Source organism: Ornithinimicrobium sufpigmenti (genome assembly GCF_004322775.1).
GTDB classification, from domain to species: domain Bacteria; phylum Actinomycetota; class Actinomycetes; order Actinomycetales; family Dermatophilaceae; genus Ornithinicoccus; species Ornithinicoccus sufpigmenti.
Genome location: NZ_CP036403.1, coordinates 1,870,961 through 1,893,734, shown reverse-complemented (window position 1 = coordinate 1,893,734; position 22,774 = coordinate 1,870,961). Strand labels below are relative to the sequence as shown.

Annotated in this window: 18 protein-coding genes and 1 pseudogene; 8 read left to right on the top strand and 11 right to left on the bottom strand. The window is 71.2% G+C overall.

The window, feature by feature from the left end; all coding sequences use genetic code 11:
* The 4 genes from ESZ52_RS08585 to ESZ52_RS08570 form a co-directional block, all read right to left on the bottom strand.
* Entirely contained in the window at positions 1–771 is a 771-nt protein-coding gene (locus tag ESZ52_RS08585; RefSeq protein ID WP_131104570.1) for an alpha/beta fold hydrolase, read from the bottom strand.
* A 2-nt stretch (positions 772–773) separates the two neighbouring features.
* Positions 774–2,030, bottom strand: a complete 1,257-nt coding sequence (locus ESZ52_RS08580) for an LLM class flavin-dependent oxidoreductase (RefSeq protein WP_131104569.1) — start codon at positions 2,028–2,030, stop codon at positions 774–776.
* Between the two features lie 131 nt (positions 2,031–2,161).
* Positions 2,162–3,232 (bottom strand): zinc-dependent alcohol dehydrogenase, encoded by a 1,071-nt coding sequence (locus tag ESZ52_RS08575; protein ID WP_131104568.1) that lies wholly within the window; start codon positions 3,230–3,232, stop codon positions 2,162–2,164.
* Positions 3,229–3,531 (bottom strand): YciI family protein, encoded by a 303-nt coding sequence (locus tag ESZ52_RS08570; RefSeq protein WP_131104567.1) that lies wholly within the window; start codon positions 3,529–3,531, stop codon positions 3,229–3,231. Before ESZ52_RS08570 ends, ESZ52_RS08575 begins: the two co-directional genes overlap by 4 nt.
* Positions 3,532–3,697: 166 nt before the next feature.
* Between ESZ52_RS08570 and ESZ52_RS08565 the strand changes: the two genes are divergently transcribed.
* The gene (locus ESZ52_RS08565) at positions 3,698–3,994 is read left to right on the top strand and encodes a hypothetical protein (RefSeq protein ID WP_131104566.1); all 297 of its coding nucleotides are present in this window, start codon (positions 3,698–3,700) and stop codon (positions 3,992–3,994) included.
* A 108-nt stretch (positions 3,995–4,102) separates the two neighbouring features.
* Here the strand turns inward: ESZ52_RS08565 and ESZ52_RS19455 are convergent, their stop codons facing one another.
* The 7 genes and pseudogenes from ESZ52_RS19455 to ESZ52_RS08535 all read right to left on the bottom strand — a co-directional run bounded on the left by ESZ52_RS19455 (position 4,103) and on the right by ESZ52_RS08535 (position 12,190).
* Positions 4,103–4,744 carry a 3-oxoacid CoA-transferase subunit B gene (locus tag ESZ52_RS19455; protein ID WP_202865461.1) on the bottom strand — a complete coding sequence of 214 codons (642 nt, stop codon included), beginning with the start codon at positions 4,742–4,744 and terminating at the stop codon, positions 4,103–4,105.
* A gap of 60 nt (positions 4,745–4,804) precedes the next feature.
* Positions 4,805–5,581 (bottom strand): annotated as a pseudogene (locus ESZ52_RS19450) (CoA transferase subunit A); the annotation flags it as partial.
* Positions 5,582–5,591: 10 nt separating this feature from the next.
* Positions 5,592–6,332: an SDR family oxidoreductase gene (locus ESZ52_RS08555; protein WP_202865432.1), complete on the bottom strand. Its 741-nt coding sequence runs from the start codon at positions 6,330–6,332 to the stop codon at positions 5,592–5,594.
* 28 nt (positions 6,333–6,360) lie between these two features.
* On the bottom strand, positions 6,361–7,350 hold the full coding sequence (locus tag ESZ52_RS08550; RefSeq protein WP_131104563.1) for a zinc-dependent alcohol dehydrogenase family protein: 990 nt from the start codon (positions 7,348–7,350) through the stop codon (positions 6,361–6,363).
* A complete protein-coding gene (locus ESZ52_RS08545; protein ID WP_181009869.1) occupies positions 7,347–8,579 on the bottom strand; it encodes a flavin reductase in 1,233 nt (410 codons plus the stop codon). Before ESZ52_RS08545 ends, ESZ52_RS08550 begins: the two co-directional genes overlap by 4 nt.
* Positions 8,580–8,765: 186 nt before the next feature.
* The gene (locus ESZ52_RS08540) at positions 8,766–11,174 is read right to left on the bottom strand and encodes a xanthine dehydrogenase family protein molybdopterin-binding subunit (RefSeq protein ID WP_131104561.1); all 2,409 of its coding nucleotides are present in this window, start codon (positions 11,172–11,174) and stop codon (positions 8,766–8,768) included.
* 224 nt (positions 11,175–11,398) lie between these two features.
* A complete protein-coding gene (locus ESZ52_RS08535) occupies positions 11,399–12,190 on the bottom strand; it encodes an HNH endonuclease family protein (RefSeq protein ID WP_181009870.1) in 792 nt (263 codons plus the stop codon).
* A 169-nt stretch (positions 12,191–12,359) separates the two neighbouring features.
* Between ESZ52_RS08535 and ESZ52_RS08530 the strand changes: the two genes are divergently transcribed.
* The 7 genes from ESZ52_RS08530 (at position 12,360) to ESZ52_RS08500 (ending at position 22,702) form a co-directional block, all read left to right on the top strand.
* Positions 12,360–14,003, top strand: coding sequence for an ABC transporter substrate-binding protein (locus ESZ52_RS08530; protein WP_181009871.1), 1,644 nt, complete (start codon positions 12,360–12,362; stop codon positions 14,001–14,003).
* A 94-nt stretch (positions 14,004–14,097) separates the two neighbouring features.
* The gene (locus ESZ52_RS08525) at positions 14,098–15,108 is read left to right on the top strand and encodes an ABC transporter permease (protein ID WP_131104558.1); all 1,011 of its coding nucleotides are present in this window, start codon (positions 14,098–14,100) and stop codon (positions 15,106–15,108) included.
* Positions 15,105–17,069, top strand: a complete 1,965-nt coding sequence (locus ESZ52_RS08520; protein WP_202865431.1) for a dipeptide/oligopeptide/nickel ABC transporter permease/ATP-binding protein — start codon at positions 15,105–15,107, stop codon at positions 17,067–17,069. The genes ESZ52_RS08525 and ESZ52_RS08520 overlap by 4 nt, the downstream gene beginning before the upstream one ends.
* Positions 17,066–18,088, top strand: a complete 1,023-nt coding sequence (locus ESZ52_RS08515) for an ABC transporter ATP-binding protein (RefSeq protein WP_131104557.1) — start codon at positions 17,066–17,068, stop codon at positions 18,086–18,088. Before ESZ52_RS08520 ends, ESZ52_RS08515 begins: the two co-directional genes overlap by 4 nt.
* Positions 18,088–19,464, top strand: a complete 1,377-nt coding sequence (locus ESZ52_RS08510) for a serine hydrolase domain-containing protein (protein WP_181009872.1) — start codon at positions 18,088–18,090, stop codon at positions 19,462–19,464. The genes ESZ52_RS08515 and ESZ52_RS08510 overlap by 1 nt, the downstream gene beginning before the upstream one ends.
* A 110-nt stretch (positions 19,465–19,574) precedes the next feature.
* Positions 19,575–21,200 carry a PucR family transcriptional regulator gene (locus tag ESZ52_RS08505; RefSeq protein ID WP_131104555.1) on the top strand — a complete coding sequence of 542 codons (1,626 nt, stop codon included), beginning with the start codon at positions 19,575–19,577 and terminating at the stop codon, positions 21,198–21,200.
* Complete coding sequence (locus tag ESZ52_RS08500) at positions 21,197–22,702, top strand: amidohydrolase family protein (protein ID WP_131104554.1); 1,506 nt, start codon at positions 21,197–21,199, stop codon at positions 22,700–22,702. The genes ESZ52_RS08505 and ESZ52_RS08500 overlap by 4 nt, the downstream gene beginning before the upstream one ends.
* The last annotated feature ends 72 nt before the right edge of the window (positions 22,703–22,774 follow it).

The following is a 22,774-nucleotide window of genomic DNA, read 5'->3' as shown; positions in this document are numbered from 1 at the left end:
TCATGCCTCCTGGTCAAGGAACTCGGTGACGACCGTGAGGAACTCGTCCTCGCGCTCGAACATGGGAAGGTGCCCGGCCTGCTCGACGACGTGCACCTGCGCGCCGTCGATGGCGTCCGCGAAGGCGTGGGCGTAGGACACGGGGACGATGCCGTCGGAGGCGCCGTGGACGATGAGCGTCCGCGCCTGCAGGTAGGGCAGTCGCCGGCTCAGACCCCGGTCGGGGATCGGCCACAGGAACTTCGTGCTCGAGCCGAAGTTGGTGGTCCGCTCGATCGCGGCCTCCAGCCCCGAAGCCGCGACGTTGGTCTCGCTGCCCTTGTTGGTGGTGTCGTGCCACTTGGCCTCGTCCAGCTCCGGCGGCATGAGGGCGAAGACGTCCGCCACCGGCTCCTCGTCCGACCACAACCCGTAGGAGTCGACCAGAACCAGGTTGCGGACCAGGTGGGGGGCCACCACGGCGAGCTCGGCGGCGAGCATGCCGCCGAAGGAGTGCCCGATGATGTCCACGCTGCCCCAGCCCCAGTCCTCGACCATGGCCCGCAGCGCGAGGGTCACGTCCTGCAGGTCGTGGATGGCCTCGAAACCCGTCGACTCCCCGTACCCCGGGAACTCCGGTGCGCGGACATCGCGCTTCTGCGCCAGCCGGGTCAGGAAGGGTGCGTCACCCGCGTGCCGCTCCACGCCGTGCAGGTAGAGCAGCCCGGGGCCCTCTCCCTGCTGCCAGACCCGCACCTCGAACGGACCGGCCTGCTGCTTCTGCATCGTCATCGTCAGCTCCCCTGCGTCGCGCCGAGGCCGGCCGAGACAGCGGCGACCCGCTCCTGGCTGGCCTTCGGGGTCCAGTGATCGTCGTACTCGCTCCACAGGTCGCGCAGCTGGGGTGCGACCTTGGTGCCGAAGAGGTGAGTGTTCTCCGCCGCCGTCTCCTCGTTGAGGTTGCCCATGTGGAGGCTGGTGATGAGCTGGCCGATGCGCAGCTCGGTGGCCAGCTCACGCACGCGCTGGGCGACGCGGTCCGGGGTGCCCGCGATGATGAAGCCCTTCTCGTCGTACTCCCAGAAGCTCATCTCGCCGCTGACCGCACGACGCGCGTCCTCCGGGTCCATCCCGGCCGTGCCGTCACGCTTCATCTGCGTGGTCATCGACTTCACCGTGTTGTAGCCCGGGGCGAGCGCCCAGCGCGCCTCGGGGTTGCGGATCCGGTTGAACGACTTGACCGCCTCGTAGTACTTCTTCTCCGCCTCGGCGTCGCTGTCGGCCACGCAGATCAGCTGGGTGAACGCCATCCGGTGCGGGTTCATGTCGCCGCCGTTGGCCTCCACGTAGTCCCAGTAGCCCTGGACGATGGGGCGGGCAGCCTGCAGACCGGAGAAGGACAGGTGGCCGTAGCAGTAGTTCTGTTCGGTCACCAGCTCCCACGTCTCGATGCTGCTCGACCCGGGCACCCAGACCGGCGGCGTCTCCTGGACGGGCCGCGGCCACACGTTGACGTAGCGCAGCTTGTTGTACTTGCCGTTGTGCGCGAACGGCTTGGGCTCCTTCCACGAGCGCAGGATGAGCTCCCGGGCCTCATGGAAACGCTCGCGCACCTCCGAGGGCGGGGTGCCGTAGGCGAAGGTGGAGTCCATCGGGGTGCCGAACACCATGCCGGCGATGACGCGACCGTCGGACAGGCAGTCCAGGTAGGCCAGCTCCTCGGCCACCCGGGTCGGCGGGTTGTACAGTGCCAGGGAGTCGCCGATGACCAGGATGGCCGCGTTCTCCGTCGAGCTGGCCAGGCTGGCGGCCAGCAGGTTCGGCGACGGTGTCACCGCGAACGGGGTCTGGTGGTGCTCGTTGACCGCCAGCCCGTCGAAGCCCAGACGGTCCGCCTGCTGCATCAGCCGGATGAAGGATCGGTAGTTCTCGCCCATGCGCCGCGGATCCATCAGCGCGATGTCGCTGTCCATCCACCCGCCCTTCCCGGGCGGCGGCCAGTCCTTAGGGAGGTCCTCGTAGGTGACCTCGGCGAACCAGTGGAATTTCACAGTAGTTCCTCTCTGAACTAACAGGTCGCTCGCCGACCTCGGTCCCAGCGTCGCTGGATCATCGTCGGCGTTCAACGGGCGTGCGCACACCAGAAGCCGCTAATGGCTGTGCATGCACACACGCGCTCACGCTAGGGGTGGACCACGACCTTGATCGTGGAATGGGTGTCTGCCTGCCGCTGGAACGCCTCCTGCACCCGGGCCAAGGGAAACCTGTCCGAGACCAGCTCCGCCAGCCCGAGACGCCCGGAGCTGGCGAGGGCGAAGGCCTCCTGCACGTCGTCCATCGTGTAGGCGAAGGCTCCGCGCAGGAGCAGCTCCTTCTGCACGACGGCGTTGACGTCGACCGCCGGGGGCGTCGCGAACAGACCCGCGAGGGAGACAAACCCACCCGCGCGCACCAGTTCGAGGGCCTGGGCCAGCGCCGACGGGGCGCCCGAGCATTCGAAGACGCCGCCCAGCGCCCCGGACGTCTGATAGGGGGAGACGGTCTGACCCCACCGTTCCAGCACCACGGGCCGGACCTCGTCGGGCGCCAGGACCAGCGCGCCCGCCTCCTCCGCCGCACGACGCCGCACGGGTGAGGTGTCGACGCCGATGACGGTCTCCACACCAGCGTCCAGCAGGACCCTCACCACACACTGTCCGATCGTGCCCAGGCCCGCGACCAGGACCGGCTCGCCCGGAGGCAGCTGCTCCCTGCGGACGGCACGCACGGCGACCGAGAGGGGCTCGAGGAAGGCACCCTCCTCCATCGTCATCGAGTCAGGCATGAGGAAGATCTGTCGGCCCAGCTGCGCGTCCGGGACTCGCACGCGCTGGGCGAGGCCGCCCTCGGCACCACGCAGTCCGGAGCAGAGGTTCGTCCGCCCTTCGCGGCAGCGGTCGCACTCGAGGCAGGGGACGGCAGGGTTCACCGCGACCCGGTCACCCACCGAGAGTCCCTCGACCTCCTGACCGAGTGCGGTCACCGTCCCGGCGAACTCGTGACCGAGCCGCTGGCCGGGTGTGGACCACTGGCCCTCCAGGAAGCGGTGCACGTCGGAGCCGCAGATGCCGCAGGCCCCCACCTCGATCTCGACGTCGCGGGGCCCGACCGCGGGCGGCGTGACCGGCACCAGGTCGATGCGGCCGACCTCCATCCAGACAGCGGCGTCGATCTGCTGGTCCGCGACGCCGACGGTTGCCTGCGTGGAGGTCACTGCAGTGCCTCCGACCGGGAGCCCAGCCGGCTCACCCACTCGCGGACGGCGATGTCGTCGATCAGGCCGCGCTGGTGGTAGGGGTCCTGCTCGACGGTGCTCCGCGCCTGATCGGCGCTCTCGGCCGCGACCACGAGCAACGCTCCGGGGTGCTGGTCGTCGGAGTAGGCGCCGCACAGCAGGAGGGCCTCCTGCTCCTGCAGCCCGAGGAGGAACTGCACGTGCGCGTCGCGGTGCTCGAGCCGCGCGTCTGCGCTGTCGATGCCGTAGGTGTAGTGGACTGCGTAGGTTGTCGTCATGATCGGAGGCTAGGGAACCGGCGCAGCCCCCGGAATGGCGGCGGACACACGATGTCCCGTCGAGGTGTGTGCGCTCTACCAGTCGTGTTCCGGGCAGGATGGGACCCACCTGTCGTCGGGCCCGGACCGCGGCCCGACATCCGGCATACCCCCGTGAGGAGCCTCCATGCATCTTGAGCTCGACCGCGGCCAGGTCGTCCTGGCCGACGCCCGGACCTTCGACAGCTTTCACGTGGTGCGCCCCTCGGACGTTCCTCCGGAGCCCTTCGCCGCGGCCCTGCAGGAGCAGGGCGCAGGCCGGCTGGTCGAGGACCACGTCCAGGTGTCCACCGCCTGGTTGCGTGCGCAGGCGCCGGACGATGCGTGGTTGAGCAAGCTCGACGCCATGGTCGACTACGCCTTCGGGAAGGGCTGGACGGACGAGGAGCGCACCTGGGTGCGCGCCCACGTCGTGACCGACTGAGGTCCGGGGGTCACCGAGTCCGTCCGTCGACCTCGAGCACGAGCGTGGGCCGCACCCTCGGAGGGTGCGGCCCACGCTGGTGCCGTCGTGCGGGACCTCGCCGTTGTCTCAGGCGTCGGTCTGGATCTCCTGCAGGTCGTCGCTGACCCGGTATGGAGCGGTCGTCGCCGCTGCCACGTCCGCCTGGCTCACCCCTGGCGCCAGCTCGACCAGCTCCAGACCGTCCTCGGTGACGTCGAAGACGGCCAGGTTGGTGATGATCCGGTCGACGACGCCCTTGCCGGTCAGCGGCAGGCTGATCTCGTCCACGACCTTGGGGGAACCGTCCTTGGCGACGTGGTCCATGAGGACGACGACCTTCTTGGCACCCTGCACCAGGTCCATACCGCCGCCCATCCCCTTGACCATCTTGCCAGGGATGATCCAGTTGGCCAGGTCACCGCAGGCGTTGACCTGCATACCCCCCAGGATCGCCGCGTCGATCTTGCCGCCGCGGATCATCGCGAAGCTCGTCGCCGAGTCGAACAGGCTCGCACCGGCACGCAGGGTGACGGTCGCCTTGCCGGCGTTGACGAGGTCGGCGTCGACCTCGTCCTCGGTGGGGTAGCGCCCGGTGCCGAGCACCCCGTTCTCGGAGTGCAGCACGATCTCCACGTCGTCCGGCACGTGACTGGGCACCAGGGTGGGCAGGCCGATGCCCAGGTTGACGTAGTCACCGTCGCTGAGCTCCTGGGCTGCCCTGGCGGCCATCTCCTCGCGCGTCAGCCCGAGGCGGCCCTCCTCCCGTGGGGGTGCAGCAGGAACCTCGGCAGAGTCCGCGGCGGACCGGACGGCGCGCACCTCGATACGCTTGTCGGCCGCCTGCTCGGGTGTCAGCGGGACGACCCGGTGCACGTAGATGCCGGGCAGGTGGACCTCCGACGGCGGGATCTCACCGGCCTCCACCAGCTCCTCGACCTCGGCCACCACGACCTGCGCGCACATGGCTGCCGGGGCGTTGAAGTTGCCGGCGCTCTGGCGGAAGACCAGGTTGCCGTGCCGGTCGCCCTTCCAGGCCCGCACCAGCCCGAAGTCGGTCGTGATGGACTCCTCCATGACGAACTCGGTCTCCTCGCCGCGGAAGGTGAACACGCGGGTCTCCTTCGGCGGGGACTCCTTGAGCACCTGGCCTCCCTGGCCGTACCGCCATGGCAGACCACCTTCGCTGACCCAGGAACCGCGGCCGGTGGGGGTGAAGAAGGCCGCCAGACCTGCACCGCCCGCCCGCATCTTCTCGGCCAGGGTGCCCTGCGGGATCAGCTCGACCTCGAGCTCGCCCTGCAGGAACTGCCGCTCGAAGGTCTTGTTCTCCCCCACGTAGGAGGCCACCATCCGCCGGATGCGTCCTTCCCGCAGCAGCAGACCTAGCCCCCAGTCGTCGACGCCGGCATTGTTGGACACTGCCTCCAGGTCGGCTGTTCCGGCGTCCAGGAGAGCCCCGATCAGCACACTGGGGATGCCGCACAGACCGAACCCGCCGACCGAGAGCCGTGCTCCGTCCGGGATGTCGGCGACCGCCTCTGCCGCGCTGTTGTACACCTTGTCCACGTTTTCTCCTTCAGGCCTGGTACGGGCTCGCGCCCGTGCGGTTGATGACGATGTGCGGGAAGCTCGCGGTGCGGGAGGCCGCCAGGACCATGCTGACCACGGCGACCACGTCCGCCACCCGGATCATCGACTCCTTGGGGACGCGGTCGGCGACCCAGTCCGACATCTCGGTGTCGACGTAGGCCGGGGAGATCGCGGTGCCCGTCACGCCGTGCTGGCCGACCTCGACGTTCACCGACTGCATGAGGGCGATGAGCGCCGCCTTGCTCGCCCCGTACGCAGCCAGTCCCTCCTCGGGGTAGAGGCCCTCCACCGAGCTGAGCGCGAGGATGCGTGATGCCCGCTCCGGCTCGCTCTGGGCGCCGGCGCGAAGGAGGTCCATGCCGCCGGTGACCAGCTGGAACGCCGACCGTGCGTTGACCGCGAGCTGCTTGTCGTACCGCCGCATGGGGTAGCCCTCCAGCGGGGCCGCCGACCCGACTCCGGCGGCGAGGACGAGTGCGTTCAGGGACCCGTACGCCTCGCGGTGCCTGGCCAGGACCGTCTCCACGGCGTCCGCGTCGGCCATGTCGGCCGCGACCGTCTCCACGCGCGGTGCGCCCAGGTCCCGCAGCTCGTCGGCGGCAGCCGCCAAGGCATCCGCACGACGGGCCGCGATCGTGAGGGCGTAGCCCGCCCCGGCCAGGTGGTCCGCGATCCCACGCCCGATGCCCCGGGTCGCCCCGGTCACCAGCGCACTGAGTTGTGTCACGTCATACATCCCTTCGGTTGGTCGCCCCTCATCGGACGACGACGATCTTCCCGTTGCGCCCCGACCGGTCGGCGTGCTCGAACGCCCGCACCGCCTCGTCCAGTCCGTACTGCGCGGCGACGGGCACAGCGGCCACCCCCTGCGCCGCGAGCTCCAGTGCCTCCCGGGAGATCTGTGAGAGCAGGTCCGGTGAAGTCTCCGCACGCGCCTTGGGGAGCCAGAAGCCGGTGAGGGTGATCCCCCGGAAGACGACAAGCCTGGTGTCGACCGAGCAGGGCTGCCCGGACAGCAACCCGTAGGTCAGCACCGTAGATCCGGCGGCGAGGGTGTCTGCCAGGTGTCCGGTGCTCTCGCCCCCCACCGCGTCCAGGGCCAGGGTGGGCTCGACGCCACCGGTCACCTCCAGGACCTGCTGGCGCAGATCCGGTCCCCCGAGCAGGACCGGTCCGCTGGCGTCGGCGATCTCGGCCGCTGCCTGGCGAGAACGCACCACGTTGATGACCCGGTAGCCCTGACGGTGGGCGACCTTGTCCACGGCCCGTCCGTAGGCCGAGTTGGCGGCGTTCTGGATCAGCCAGCCGCCGGCCCGCAACGACGGGTGACGGAGGTTGAGCAGCACGCACTGCAGGTTGATGAAACTGACAGCCACCTGCTCGGCCACGGCTCCGGGTGGTAGGGGCACCAGACGGTCGGCGGGCGCCACGCGGTAGTCGGCCATCACCGGAGGCAGCCCGCTCAGGAGCACCGAGGTGCCCTCCGGTATCGCGTCGCTGGCGCCGGCGACGACCCGACCAACACCTTCGACACCGGTCCTGCGGGGCACGGGTGGCACCGTGTCCCGGTAGCCGTACTGCCCCCGAAGCATGAGCAGCTCGGCCGGGTTGATGGGCGCCATCACCAGTTCGACCAGGACCTCCCCCGGCCCGGGCTCGGGGACATCCTCACGGTCGACCCTGAGTGCGTGGGCTGGCTCCCCCAGCGCGTGCTGGACGACGATCCGGTTCTTGTTGTCGGTCACTGACCGTCTCCCTTCAGCTCGGCGACGTCCTGGTCTGTCTCCGGCCGCACGCCCCCGATCAGGGCGGTGATGGCGTCGGCCGATTCGACGAGCCGCCGTACGAGCGGCCTGGTCTGGGCCCCGGAGAGCACCTCGCCGACGATGAGGCGCAGCACGACCACGACCCGGCCCCGCCGGTCGAAGACGGGGGCGCCCAGGTACCGGACGGTGAGCTCCTCGTCGTCGCTGAACTGGGTGACGTAGTACGGGTCCAGGGCCTGGATACGGTCCCGCAGCTGCTGGATCTCCTCTGGTTCGGGAGCATCACCGTCGAAGACCTTGTCGAGCACTGCGTCGACCTGCGGATCGATCGGCGTGACCACGACATACCCCGCGTCGCGGATGTCCTGCAGTGCGGCCACCTGCTGGTCCCGTTGGTCCGTCGAGGGAGCCCAGCGCCGCTCGATCCACTCGTGGACGGCCTCGGTGGAGGACCACGCCATGAAGATGCCCCCGAAGGGAGGGATGAAGGGGAGTCGGATCCCGACGTGGTTCTCCCCCGCCCAGTCGGGGTCGTCACCGCCGGCCGCAGCCAGGATGACCAGCTCGTCCCCGACGGAGGCTTGGATGGTGCTCTCGTACCCGGTCTCCTGAGCCAGGTGCTCCATCAGGCCACGGGCCAGCTGGGCGATCCTGAGCTGATCCATCAGCCCCGGCTGTTCCTCCGCCACCAGGGAGTCGATGCTGAACCGTCCGTACCCCCCACGGACGAAGGTGAGCGGCGAGACCGAGCGGGCGGCTGCCATACCCTCCACCCGGGTCAGGACGATGTAGTGGTCACCCCGCTCGAGGACCTCCTCGATCTCGCAGTCGATCCAAGCGACCGAGCCCTCGATGACGGGCGCGCCGGATGGCGCAGGGTGCCACGCGACCCCGGCCCACTTATCCTCCACCGCCTTGGAGGCAAAGGTCCGGCACAACGCCTCCTGATCGGCGGCCAGCACATTGATGCACACGCGTCGCAGATGCCTCATCTTGGCCCAGCTGGACGACGTCTTGGAGGGAAGGAACGCGACCAGGGGCGGGTCGAGGGAGACGGACGTGAGCGTTCCGACGACCATGCCCAGTGGTTCCCCCTGCTCGTCGAGGCCGGCCACGAGAGTGACACCCGTCGGGTACCGACCCATGACGTTTCGGAACGTGGTGGCGTCGGGCCCGTGGGCCTGCAACGACTCCCCGGTGGCGGTCACGGCCGGTCTGGATGCTGAGCTAGGCGTCATCGGCAACTCTCGTCTCGGCTCGGTACTGGGTGTGGCCGGAGCGTCCGTGGCCGGAGCGCCCATGCCCGTCCCCTGCACGCTACTCAGCCCGACGCCGTGGCAACAATGTGACTACACACATGGGACGGCGTGCTCCTATGTGCTTCCGCTTATGCCTCAGACCTCGACGTCGGCGATCTTCTCGAGGTCCGGCAGCGCGTCGAAGACTGCTGGCGGCTCGTGCCAGGGCAGGTGACATCCCTGTCGGGCGTCCTGGATGGCGGTGAACACCCGCTCGGGGGTGCACGGGATGTCGACATGACGGACGCCCAGATGGGCGACGGCGTCGATCACGGCATTCTGCACCGCAGGCGTGGACCCGACGGTGGCAGCCTCACCGATCCCCTTGGCGCCCAGCGGATTCCGGTCGGTCGGCGTGACCGTCGAGACGGTGTCCAGCATGACGAGGTCGGCGGCGGAGGGGAGGGTGTAGTCCGCGAGGGTGGCGGTGAGCGGGTTTCCCGCGGCGTCGTAGCGGACCTCCTCCCACAGCGCCTGGCTGATCCCCTGCGCGGCGCCCCCGTGCTGCTGGCCGCGCACGAGGAGAGGGTTGATCACGGTGCCGCAGTCGTCGACGGCCACGTGCCTCAGCAGTCGCACGCGGCCCGTCTCGACATCGACCTCGACCACACAGACGTGCGTGCCGAACGGGAAGGTGGACCCGTCCTGCTGGAAATCGGTGTCGACGGAGAGGTCGACCCCCCGCTGACCAGCGTGGGCGACCACCTGGTCCCAGGACGCGCCGTGCCCGGGGACCCCGCGCACCTCGACCCGCCCATCGGCGAGCTCGAGGTCGTCGGGTGAGCTCTCGAGCAGGTCGGCCGCAAGGGCCAGGACCTTCTCCCGCAGGAGCACCGCGGCCTGACGGACTGCACTGCCACCCAGCTGCACCGAGCGGGCACCTCCGGTCCCTCCCCCGGAGCGGACCACCGCGGTGTCCGACTGGAGGTAGGTGATCCGGTCCAAGGTCACACCGAGCTGTTCGGCCACCAGCATGGAGAAGGTCGTGGCGTGTCCCTGCCCGTGAGCGGACGTACCCGCCATCACGGTCAGCTGCCCGTCATCGCCGACGCGTATCCCAGCGTACTCAGCGCCGCCGAACCCGGTGATCTCGACATAGCTGGCGATCCCCACCCCGAGCTGCCACGCGGACCCCTCCTCCCGCCGCCGCCGTTGCTCCTCCCTCACCTGTTCGACGCCGGCCGCGTCCAGTGCGGCCTGCAGGGCGAGGGCGTAGTCGCCCGAGTCGTAGGTCGCACCGAACCGGGTGGTGTGGGGGAACTCGTCTGGAGTCAGGAAGTTGCGTCGCCGCAGCTCCTCCGGCGCCAGACCCACCACACGCGCTGCGTGGTCGATCACGCGCTCGATCATGGCTGCGGCCTCCGGTCGTCCAGCCCCGCGGAAGGCGTTCGTGGGGGCGGTGTTGGTCGTCACGGCCACCGCGTCGTACCGCAGGCGCGGTATCCGGTAGCTCCCCTCGGACATGGTCCGGGTGGACCCGGTGGCGAACGAGCCGCCGAAGCCCGCGTACGCACCACAGTCACCCACGACGCGGGCCCGCATCCCGACGATCCTGGCGTCCACGTCGAGCCCGAGCTCGACGTACTGGACCTGTCCACGGCTCGTCATCGACAGCATCGACTCGCTCCGGGTCTCCGCCCACCGCACGGGCTTCCCCAGTCGCTGCGCGGCGAGAACGACGGCGCAATGCTCGGCGGTCACCCCGGCCTTGCCGCCGAACGCCCCGCCGACGTGTGGCGCGCGCACCCGGATCGACGCCTCCGCGAGCCCGGTCCACTGCGCGAGAAACCTGCGGGAGATGTGGGGGTGCTGGGTACCGACCCACACGTCCAGCCCGTGCACCGCAGCCTGGGCTCCCGAGGTCGACGAGAGTGACTCGTCCACGTGGGGGCGCACGAGGATCACGTGCCCTTCGATGGGGCTCGACGCCAGCCTGTTGTTCTCGAGGCGCAGCCGAGCGACGGTGGCCGCCCCGGCCAGCACGTCGTGGTCGTCGTCGCGAGCAGCGAGGACGATGTTGGTCCCCCGGTGGGGGAACTGCAGCGGTGCGCCCGGCTCCAGAGCGGCCTCCATGTCGACGACGGCAGCAAGCGGGTCGTAGCTCACCTCGACCAGGTCCGCTGCGTCCGCGGCGGCTGCTCGCGAGGTCGCCAGCACCATCGCCACCGGCTCTCCCACGAAGCGCACCCGGTCCAGGGCCAGGGCCGGTCTCGGGATGCCCTCGCTCAGCTGCCGGAACTGCGGCACCGCAGCGCTCCCCATGTCCGCGCCGGTGAACACCTCGACCACCTCGGGCGCCCCCAAGGCAGCCGAGGTGTCGATGTCGAGCAGGCGGGCGTGTGCGATCGGACTGCGCACGAAGACCGCGTGCAGGATCTCGATATCCCGGATGTCGAGGTTGTCCACGAACTGGCCGCGACCCGTCAGCAGGTCGGGGTCCTCTACCCGGCGGACCTCGGTGCCCAGGATGGACGTGCCTCGGTGCCTCGCCCCCTCGGTCGCCATCTGCCCTCTTCGTTCCTGGGGTCCGTCCCCGACATCGGGACACTCCCACCGGGTCCTGCTGCGGGTCAAGGACACCGGCCAAGTGTGTGCCGCTCCCTACTCGCCACGGCGGGAGAAAGGCACGCCCGCCCATTGCCGACAGGTGGGCCCGTGCAGCATCATCACGCGGCTGGAGCGGGCGATGGACACCGCCACCGCCACCGCCTTCGCCACCCTGGACAAGGTCAGGGTCCGGCTGACCCGACCCCGACCAGCGCCGGCGACGACGGGTGGCAGGTCGAGAGCAGCTGCCCGAGGGAGTCGACCTCGTCCTCGGTGACCGCGAGGTCGTACTCCTCCTTGACCCAGACCACGTGGACGGCGAAGCCGCACCAGGCATCCTCGTCGGGCGGCACCCAGGAGGCCGCGTCGTTGGCCCCCTTGCTCAGGTTGACCGGGCCGAAGGTCACCACGAGGTTGGTCGGGTCGTTGGCGAACTCAGCCCGCCTGTCCTCGCTCCAGCCCTCCGCCCCCTTGTGCCAGGCATCGGACAGGGCGACGATGTGGTCGACGTGCAGCTCACCGGCGTGGGCCGTACCGCGCTCGAAGACAAACTCCTCGCCGGTGTAGGCGTCGACGAGGACCCCGGACTGGGCGACGCAGCCCTGGGTGCCCTCCCGCACGGCCAGGTCATCCAGGTCCCGGCGCAGGGTGTCGTTGCGGGTGTCGCAGCCGTTGCGGTCGACGTCCAGCCAGCGTTGTCCGAAGAAGTCCCGGTCGTAGGCGGTCCTCGCCAGCGAGGTGCCGTCATCGATGACGGTCAGGGAGCCGAGGGCTGCGATCGGATCCCATCCCACCTCCGGCACCAGTGCCGCGGGCAGGTCGCTCGCGTGCGGGGCGTCGGCCTGGAGACCTGAGTCGGAGCCGATGACCGCGGACGCTACTGCTGCCGCCGCGACCAGGGCCAGACCGCCACCCAGCAGGACGCGCCGACGTCTGGTCCGAGAACGACTGCGCCTCCCGACCGTGTCCCACATAGGTGCACGAACTATCTCACGACGAGGAGTCACGCCCGCCGCGTCCCACGGGGTGGGCCTGCTGTGCGCGTGGACCAACGTAGGCACCCCCACTCGTCGGATCGGACGATGAACGGGCGGGGCACCGAGGGCGACGATGACTGCATCCCACGACCCCAGGAGGTTGGACATGCGCACCACTCGACCGCTCGTCGCCATCGCCATGGGCGGAGCCCTCGTGCTGTCGGCGTGCAGCAACGGCTCCAACTCCCCCGGCGCCGACAACGGCAGCAGCACCGGCGCGAGCACCCAGACCCCGGGCGGCGGCACCCCGGAGCTCGGCGAGGCCGGCGGCACCGTCACGATGGCCATCACCGACGACCCCGGCAACCTGGACCCGTCGATGACGGTGCTGCAGACCACACGAGGGGTGGGCCGGATGGCCTACGACTCACTGGTCCGCACCAGCCCCGAGGGTGAGATGGTGCCCAACCTGGCCACCGAGTGGGAGGTCACGCCCACCTCGGTGACCTTCACCCTCAACCCCGACGCAACCTGCGCCGACGGCACGCCGTTCACCGCGACCGATGCCGCAGACAACATCTCCTTCATCACCGACCCGGAGAACGCCTCCCCCCTCCTGGGCGTCATGGTGCCGCCAGACGCCACCGCCAGCGCCGACGACGAAGCCGGCACGGTCACCGTCGAGGTCAGCGCCCCCAACGCCTTCCTGCTCAGCAACCTCACCTCGGTCTTCATGGTCTGCCGCTCCGGCCTGGACGACCGGGAGACGCTGGCCCAGGCCACCGCCGGCACCGGTCCCTGGGTGCTGGAGGAGGTCGTGCCCAACGACAGCTACACCCTGGTCCGCAACGAGAACTACCACTGGGGCCCCAGCCAGGAGCCCTTCGAGGGCGAGGGCGTCCCGGACACCTTCGTCTTCCGCGTCATCCCCAACATGACGACCACCGCCAACCTGCTGCTGAACGGCGAGATCAACATCGCCTCCGTCGGCCCCGGTGACGAGGAGCGGGTGCAGGCCGCGGGCCTGGACCGGTACGGCGCGGCCTCCCCCTTGGGCGAGACCTTCTTCAACCAGGGCCCGGGCCACCCGGGCGCCGACCCGGCCGTGCGCAAGGCCTTGGTCGCGGCCACCGACATCGAGATGGTCACGGCCGTGGGCGCCGGCGCCGCCGGCCAGGTCTCCACCGGCCTGGTCACCCTGGAGCCCAAGGTGTGCCCCGGCGACACCGTCACCGGAAACCTGCCCGCCTACGACGTCGAGGCAGCCAACACGATGCTCGACGACGCCGGCTGGGTCCGGGGCGCCGACGGGATCCGGGAGAAGGAGGGCAACCGGCTGAGCCTGAAGTTCATCTTCCCCCAGCGCGGCGGGGACGAGCTGTCGGCCGCTGCCGAGCTGCTCTCCCAGCAGTGGCGCGAGGTGGGGGCCGAGGTGAGCCCGTCCACGATCGCCGCCACCCAGCTCAACGAGGTCATCTTCGGCTCCGGCGACTGGGACGCCGGCTGGATCCCGGTCACCGTCAGCCTGCCCCCGCAGCTGATGGCCTTCCTGTCCGGACCGGCTGTCCCCGACGGCACCAACTTCGCCCACATCGACAACGAGACCTACACGACCAAGAGCGCCGAGGCCAACGCCGAGGGCGACATCGAGGCGGCCTGCGCCCTGTGGACCGAGGCGGAGACCGCCCTGATCGAGAACGTCGACGTCGCCCCCATGTTCGACATCGTGGCCTCGAACTACCTCAACGGGGTCACCCTCGAGGCCTCCAGCGGCGAGATCGACGGGTCCTCGGTCCGGTCCACCCAGTGACATCCCCGGCCGGCCGGGCGCACCTGCCCGGCCGGCCCGCAGACCTCGACCCGTGTCCGCATACCCCACCCGTGAGAAGGAAAGGTCTGCACCGATGAGCCATCACGCCGGGAGCGCCGTGACGGTGGACGGTCCCCAGATGGCGGCACGCAGCCTCAACCCGTGGGTGGTCTTCCTGGTGCGCAGGCTGGGCCGGTTCGTGGTCTCGCTGTGGCTGCTCGTCACCTTCGCCTTCCTGCTGCTGCACCTGATCCCCGGTGACCCGGTCCGCAACGCCCTGGGTCTGACCGCTCCGCAGGACCTGGTCGAGCGTCAGCGCGAGACGCTCGGGCTCAACGACCCGCTGCACGTCCAGTACGGCAGCTACCTCGCCGACCTGGCCCGGGGCGACCTCGGCGTCTCGATGCTCAACCGGCTCCCGGTCATCGACACCATCGGCACGCGGCTGCCCAACACCCTGGCCCTGGCTCTGCTCGCCTTCGTGGCCGTCACCCTCATCGCGATCCCGCTCGGCCTGGTGATGGCCATCCTCACCCGGGACGGGCGTCGCCGGCCGCTGGAGCTGGGGTTCACCTCCGGCTCGATGGTCGTCTCGGCCATCCCCGAGTTCCTGCTCTCGGTGCTGCTCGTCTACGTCTTCGCGGTCAACCTGGGGGTGCTGCCGATCGCCGGCAGGTCGGGGCCCTCGTCCTACGTGCTGCCGGTGGCGGCGATGACGCTCGGCTCGGCGATGGCCCTGGCCCGCCTGGTGCGGGTGGAGGTGCTCGGCGTGCTCGGCCAGGACTTCATCCGCACGGCCCGGGCCAAGCGGCTGCGCGCCAGCCGGATCTACCTGCGGCACGCCCTGCCCAACGCCCTGACCGCCACCCTCACCGTCTCCGGGCTGCTGCTCGCCGGGCTGGTCGTGGGATCGGTCCTGGTCGAGACCATCTTCGCCTGGCCCGGCCTGGGCCCGACGATGGTCAGCTCGATCCTGGCCAAGGACTACCCGATGGTCCAGGGCATCGTCCTCGTCTACGGCACGATGGTGCTGCTCATCAACCTCGGGGTGGACCTCGCGCTGGCCCTGCTCGACCCACGCTCCACGATCCGGGAGGCAGCATGAGCACGATGCTGCCCCAGCGCCCGGTCCGCAGGCAGGGTCGCGGCACCAGCATGCGCCGCATGCTGGTCAGCCCGCTCGGCCTGGCCGCGCTGGCGGTCAACCTCCTCATCCTCTTCCTGCTCTTCTTCGGCCCAGCCATCTGGGGCGAGGCCGCGAACACCAACAACATCGAGGCGCTGGGCTCAGGTCCTACCCCCGACCACCCGTTCGGCACCGACGCCCTGGGCCGCGACATCCTGGCCCGGGTCCTCGTCGCGACCCGTCTGTCGGTCGGGCTGGCCCTGGCAGCCACCGCGATGGGTATGGCGATCGGCATCGTCGTGGGGTGCGTGGCCGCGCTGTCCCCGCCGCCCCTGGCCCGCCTGATCACCGGGCTCATCGACATCCTCGTCGCCTTCCCCGGCCTGCTGCTCGCCCTGTTCTTCGCCATCATCTTCGGCGTCGGGCCGCAGGGTGCGGTGCTGGCCCTGGGCACCGCGATGACCCCGGCCTTCGCCCGCCTCACCTACACCCTGGCGGCCGGGGTCGTCGGCCGGGACTACGTCAGCGCCGCGCGCACCCTGGGCATCTCCCGCGCCCGCATCCTCTTCCGGCACGTGCTGCCCAACATCGGCGAGCCGCTGATCATCAACGGCACCCTGGCGGCCAGCGGCTCGTTGCTCGCCTTCGCCGGCCTGTCCTTCCTGGGGCTGGGCGTGCAGCTGCCCGACTACGACTGGGGCCGGATGCTCAGCGACGGGCTCAACGCCATCTACACCAACCCGCTCGCCGCCCTGGCCCCCGGCCTGGCCATCGTGCTGGCCAGCCTGGCCTTCAACCTCACCGGTGAGGCAGGGGCTCAGCTCCTGGGGCGCAGAGTGTCCCTCTCCCCCGCCCGCGCCCGCCGTCTGGTGGACGAGGCCATCGCTGCCGACACCCACGTCCGGGACGACCACGTCCCCGTGCCGGACGACGCCGTGCTGCGCGCCGAGGGGCTGAGCGTGGCCATCCCCCTCGGTGACGACACCGTGGCCACCCCGGTCCGCGACCTCAGCTTCGCGGTCGGCCGCGGCGAGGCCGTGGGCATCGTGGGCGAGTCCGGCTCCGGCAAGACCCTGACCGCCATGGCCGTGTCCCAGCTGACCGACCCGCCGGTCGTCGTGCGTGCCCGTCGGCTCGAGCTGGACGGGCTGGAGCTGACGACCCCGTCGGACAAGGCGCGGCGGCGGCACCTGGGCCAGGGGTTGTCGATGGTCTTCCAGGACCCGATGAGCTCGCTCAACCCCACGATGCGGACCGGCACCCAGCTCGCCGAGCACAGCCGCGAGCACCAGGGCACCACCCGCCGCGCCGCCTGGGACCGCGCGGTCGACCGGCTGCGGGCCGTACGCATCCCCTCCCCCGGGCGCCGGGCCCGGCAGTACCCGCACGAGCTCTCCGGCGGCATGCGGCAACGCGCGATGATCGCGATGGGTCTGATGGGCGAGCCGGCACTGATCATCGCCGACGAGCCGACGACCGCCCTGGACGTCACGGTGCAGGAGCAGGTCCTGCGCGTGCTCAAGCGGGCCCAGCGCGAGCAGGACGCCGCCCTGCTGCTCATCTCCCACGACCTGTCGGTCATCTCCGCCATGTGCGACCGGGTGCTGGTCATGTATGCCGGACGCGTCGTCGAGGTCGTCGACGTCGCCGGGCTCACCACCGGCCCCGCCCACCCCTACACCCGCGGGCTGCTCGCCACCCTGCCCGACATGCATACCGACCGGTCCCGCCCCCTGGCGACGATCCTCGGCCGGCCGCCGCACCCCGCGGACCTGCCGCAGGGCTGCGCGTTCGCCGCGCGCTGCCCCTTCGCGACCGATGTCTGCCTCCGCGTGGACCCGGCGTTGGCGCCCTCCCCGACCGGCGGCAGCGTGGCCTGCCACCACCCGCAGAAGGGGCCGGTCGGCCTCACCCAGCCGCAGGAGGAGGTGCAGGTATGACGACGCTCGAGTTCGTGGACGTCACCGTCCGCTACGGCCGCGGCCCGACGGCCATGACCGCCGTCGAGGGGGTCAGCCTGGCGGTCCCCCGGGGCAGCGTGGTCGGGCTGGTCGGCGAGAGCGGCTCCGGCAAGTCCACCCTGGGCCGGGCCGCGGTCGGGCTCGCGCCGGCGAGCGGCGGGCAGGTGCTGCTCGGGGGTCGGCCGGTGCCCACCCGGGGGCGGCGGCGGCCGGTGCAGATGATCTTCCAGGACCCCTCCGGCGCGCTGGACCCGCGGATGAGCATCGGCGCCAGCATCGCCGAGGCGATTCGGGAGCGGACCGACCGCCGGGCTCGCGTCGCCGAGCTGCTCGAGCAGGTGCACCTCGAGCCGTCGGTCGCCTCACGGCTGCCGGGGAGCCTCTCCGGCGGCCAGCGGCAGCGGGTCGCCGTCGCCCGCGCCCTGGCGGCGCGGCCCGAGGTGATCATCGCCGACGAGATCACCAGCGCCCTGGACGTCTCGGTGCAGGGTGCGGTGCTGAACCTGGTCAAGGAGGTCTGCGGCGACCTCGGCCTGTCCATGCTCTTCATCTCGCACAACCTGTCTGTCGTCCGCTACGTGAGCGATGTCATCGCGGTGATGTACATGGGCCGGATCGTGGAGTCCGCCCCCACTGAGCAGCTGATGAGCGACCCCCAGCACCCGTACACCCAGATGCTGCTGGGCTCCACGCTCTCGGTCGGCGACACCCTCCTGGAGGAGTCGTCGGCGCCGGAACCCGTCCGGTTCGCCGAGCCCGCCGACCCGCACCACGTGCCGGCGGGGTGCAGCTTCCACCCGCGGTGCCCCGTCGGGCCCCTCGTCCTGGACCGCCCGGTGTGCCTCACCGACGACCCGGTCGACGGCGCGGACGGCCGTCGCCACCGGGCCGCCTGCCACTTCGCCCGGCCGGTCGGCATACCCGACCTCGTGCGCGACCTCACGACCTCACTCTCCCCCGTACCGGGGTCCGCCCCGCCCTCCGAAAGGAACCGATGATGAGCAAGACCCTGCAGCAGATCCTCGACGAGCAGGTCGCCCGCCACCCCGTGCCCGGCGTGGCGGTCGGCATGGTGCACGACGGTGAGGTGACCTACGCCTTCCACGGCGTGACGAACGTCGAGAACCCCCTCGAGGTGGACGAGAGGACGCTCTTCCAGTTCGGCTCCACCGGCAAGACCTACACCGCCACGGCGATGCTGATCCTGGTCGAGCAGGGCCTGGTGGACCTCGAGGCACCGGTCCGTGACTACCTGCCCGAGTTCACCGTCGCCGACGAGGAGGCGTCGGCCGCGGTGCGGGTCAAGCACCTGCTCAACCACACGGCCGGCTGGTCCGGTGACTACCTCGGCACCCCGGAGCGCGGCGACCGCGCCCTGGAGGACTTCGTCGAGCACATGGCCGAGCTCAAGCAGGACTTCCCGGTCGGCGAGGGCATGAGCTACAACAACGCCGCCCTGTCCGTCGCCGGTCGGGTGATCGAGGTGGTGACCGGCAAGACCTTCGACCAGGCGATGGCCGAGCTGGTCCTGGCGCCGCTGGGCATGGACGACACCTTCTTCTTCGCCGAGGACGTCATCACCCGTCGGTTCGCCGTCGGCCACCTCAAGGACGAGGAGACCGGGGAGTTCTCCGTCGCCCGGCCCTGGGCGATGCCCCGGGGTGGTGGACCGGCCGGCGGCATGTCGGCGCCCATCACCGACCAGATCACCTGGATGAAGTTCCACCTCGGCGACGGCACTGCGGCCGACGGCACCCGCATCCTGCCGCAGGAGACCCTAGAGCGGATGAAGGTCCCCACCGTCGAGACCCCCGGGAGCACGCTCGGCGACGCGGTCGGCATCAGCTGGCTGATCCAGGACGTCGACGGCACCCAGGTCGTCGGCCACGGCGGCACCACGATCGGCCAGGAGTCGGCCCTGGACCTGGTGCCCAGCCGCGGCTTCGGCATCGCCGTGCTCACCAACGCCTCCGGCGGCGGTGACCTGCACCGGGCCGTCGTGCGCGCCGCGATCACGGAGTACCTGGGCCTGCAGTGGCCCACGCTCGCGGCCACCGACCGGCCGGCCGAGGCGCTGCGGCAGTACGAGGGCGTCTACCGCAACATCTCCATCGTCTGCACCGTCACCACCACCGACGACGGTCTGCAGATCGACAGTGTCCCGACGCAGGACTTCCTGGACATGGTCGGCGCCCCGGCGGAGGCCTTCGAGGGTCCGCCCACCCCCATCAAGATGGTGGGTGAGGACGGCGACATGTTCGTGGTCGTGGAGGACGGCGAGTCCGGCCACCGCGGCTCCTTCCAGCGGGGCGCGGACGGCCAGGTGGCGGCCATGCACTTCGGCGGACGGCTCACCCAGCGTGACCCTGCGTGACCCTGCGTAAACCACGTGCGGCCTCTCGGACCGACCCGACCGACCTGACGGTCTCGTTGCTATCGTCGGGTCGGTCCGAGCCCACCACCGTGCCCTGGGAGCCCACCGGGATGAGCAGCAGACCGCGCGCCACGCTCGGTCGCATCCTCGATGACCTGGGGGCCACCTTCACCGACCAGGTCATCGCCGTGGGCCTGGACCGCAAGGTCTCCTCCGTGGTCATCCACGACCCCCTGGACGACGCCCCGACCCGGGAGGACGCGATCCTCCTCGGCGTCGGTGTCAGCGGTGGGGACGTCCACCAGCTGCTGGAGGCGGGACGGGCCGCGCGGGCCACCGCGGTCGTGGTCCGCAGCCCTGTCGAGGTCAGCCCCCCGCTCGAGTCGGCGGTGCAGGAGTCCGGTGTCGCGCTGCTGACCCTGCGGCGTGGCGCCTCCTGGAGCCAGCTGGCCACCCTGCTGGGCTCGCTGCTCTCGCAGGACGACTTCGGCAAGGTCGACTCCGAGACGCTCGGCGGCCTGCCCTCGGGCGACCTCTTCTCGGTGGCCAACGCCATCGGCTCGCTGCTCGGGGCACCGATCACCATCGAGGACCGCAGCTCCAAGGTGCTCGCCTTCTCCGGCGCCCAGGACGAGGCCGATCCCTCCCGCATCGAGACCATCCTGGGTCGACAGGTGCCCGAGCGGTTCGCGGCGCTGCTGGCGGAGCGGGGCGTCTTCGCCGAGCTCTACCGCTCCACCGTCCCGGTCTACATCGAGCCCGGCCAGCAGCCCGACGACGCCTTCATCCGGCCGCGGGTGGCGATGGCCGTCCGGGCCGGTGACGAGGTGCTGGGCTCGATCTGGGCGGCGGTCCCCGGCCCACTGGACGAGGCGCGGACCCGGGCCATGATCGACGCCTCCAGCATCGTCGCCCTGCACCTGCTGCGGCTGCGCGCCGGCGCCGACGTCGAGCGGCGGCTGCGCGCCGACCTGGTGTCCACCGCCCTCGAGGGCGGGCCGAACGCGGCCGAGGCCCTCGACCGGCTGGGGCTGCAGGCCAGCACCGTCTGCGTCGTGGCCGTCCGCCTGGTCGTGGGCGCCGAGCCCGGCACCGACAGCCTCAGGGAGGCCGAGCACCGCGCCGACAGCGCCCGGCTCGCGGACACCCTCGCCGTCCACCTGGTCTCCTCCAGCCCCCGCAGCGCCGCGGCCCTGGTGGGCAAGGTCGTCTACGGCCTGGTCCCCTCCGACAACCCGCACCGCGTCGAGGCGATCGTGCACGACTTCGCCCTCCGCGTCGCCGACAAGCACGTCACCGTCATTGGCGTCAGCGATCCGGCGCGCGGCGTCGACGCACTGCCCCGCGCCCGGTCCCAGGCCGACCGGGCCTCGCGGGCGCTGCTGCGCCGGGGCTCCGACCGCCCCCAGGTGGCCCGGATCGGCGCCGTCTCGGTGGACACCGTCCTGATGGACCTCGCCGACCTGGCCGACGCCCGGGACGACGTCCCCCGCGGACCCATCGCGCTGCTGCAGCAGCACGACGAGGAGAACCAGTCCCAGCTGGTCGACACCCTGGCCGCCTGGCTCGACGCCTTCGGCGACGTGGCCCTGGCGGCCACGCGGGTGCACGTCCACCCCAACACCTTCCGCTACCGGCTGCGCCGCCTCTCCGAGATCGCCCACCTCGACCTCGGCGACGCCGACGCCCGGTTCGCCGCCATGCTGGAGATCCGGATGAGGGATGCCCGACGATGAGCACCAGACCGAGCACCACACTGATCCTGCGCGGCGGACGGGTCATCGACCCCGGCAGCGGCTTCGACGGCGTCGCCGACGTGCACGTCCAGGACGGGCGCGTGCTCAGTGTGGTCCCCGTCGATGGGCCAGGGGCGGCCCCACCGGTCGACGGCGCCACGGTGGTCGACGTCGCCGGCCTGGTCGTCGGGCCGGGCTTCGTGGACCTGCACAGCCACGTCCACTCGGTGGCCGGTATGCGGCTGCAGGCGATGGACGGGGTCACGACGGCGCTCGACCTGGAGTCGGGTCTGATGCCGGTGGCCAAGGCCTACGCCGACGCGGCGGCTCAGGGCCGGCCGCTCAACTACGGCTTCTCCGCCTCCTGGGCCTCGGCCAGGGCGGCGGCTCACGAGGGCATCACCCCGACCGCCGACATCCAGGCGTCGCTGCGGCTCCTGGGCCGCCCCGACTGGCAGCGGTCCTCGAGCCCGCGCGAGCTGCAGACCTGGCTGCAGCTGCTGCGGGAGGAGCTGGCCGACGGTGCCCTCGGCATCGGAGTGCTCCTGGGGTACGCACCCCACAGCGACCCGGCCGAGTTCCTCGGTGTCGGCCACCTCGCCGCCGAGGCGGGGACACCCGTCTACACCCACGTGCGCGAGATCGTGGAGTCCGACCCGACCACCCCCGTCGACGGCTCCGACGAGATCGGGATCGTGGCGGCCGAGACCGGCGCCGCCATGCACCACTGCCACGTCAACAGCACCTCGCGGCGGCACGTGGACAGGGTGCTCACCAGCCTGGAGGGACACCGGGCCGCGGGGAGCCGGGTCACCGTCGAGTGCTACCCCTACGGCGCCGGCTCCACCGCGGTCGGAGCCGCCTTCCTGGCACCCGAGGTCCTGCACCGCTGGGACCTCACCCCCCAGAACATCGTCCTGGTCGCCACCGGGGAGCGGATCCAGGACGCCCGACGGCTGGCCGAGGTCCGCGCGCAGGATCCCGGAGCCCCCTGCGTCGTGGAGTTCCTCGACGAGCAGGACCCCCGGGACCAGGACCTGCTGCTGCGCTCCCTGAGCTACCCCGACGCGATCGTCGCCAGCGACGCCATGCCGATCATCTGGCCGGACCAGTCGTGGGAGTCCCGGACCTGGCCGCTGCCGGAGGGTGGGTTGACCCATCCCCGGACCGCGGGAACCTTCGCCCGCTCGCTGCGCAGGATGGTGCTGGAGACCGCGTCGTGGAGCTGGCTCGAGGCCTTCCGCCGCTGCTCCTACCTGCCTGCGCGCGTGCTCGACGAGGCCAGTCCAGCCAGCCGAACCAAGGGCCACCTGGGCGAGGGGGCGGACGCCGACATCGTGGTGCTGGACCCGGCCACGCTCACCGACGCCGCGACATACCTCGATCCGACCCGCCCCAGCCAGGGCGTGGTGCACCTGCTGGTCGGTGGCGTCCCGGTGATCACGGACCGTCTGCTTCAGGAGGCGCTGCCGGGTCGGGCCGTCCGCGGGGCGCCCGCCTGAGACAGGGCGCCCACGCCTGTCCGGTCGGGCCGTCCGGAGAGACCCGACTCCGGCCGGACACCGACCTATCCG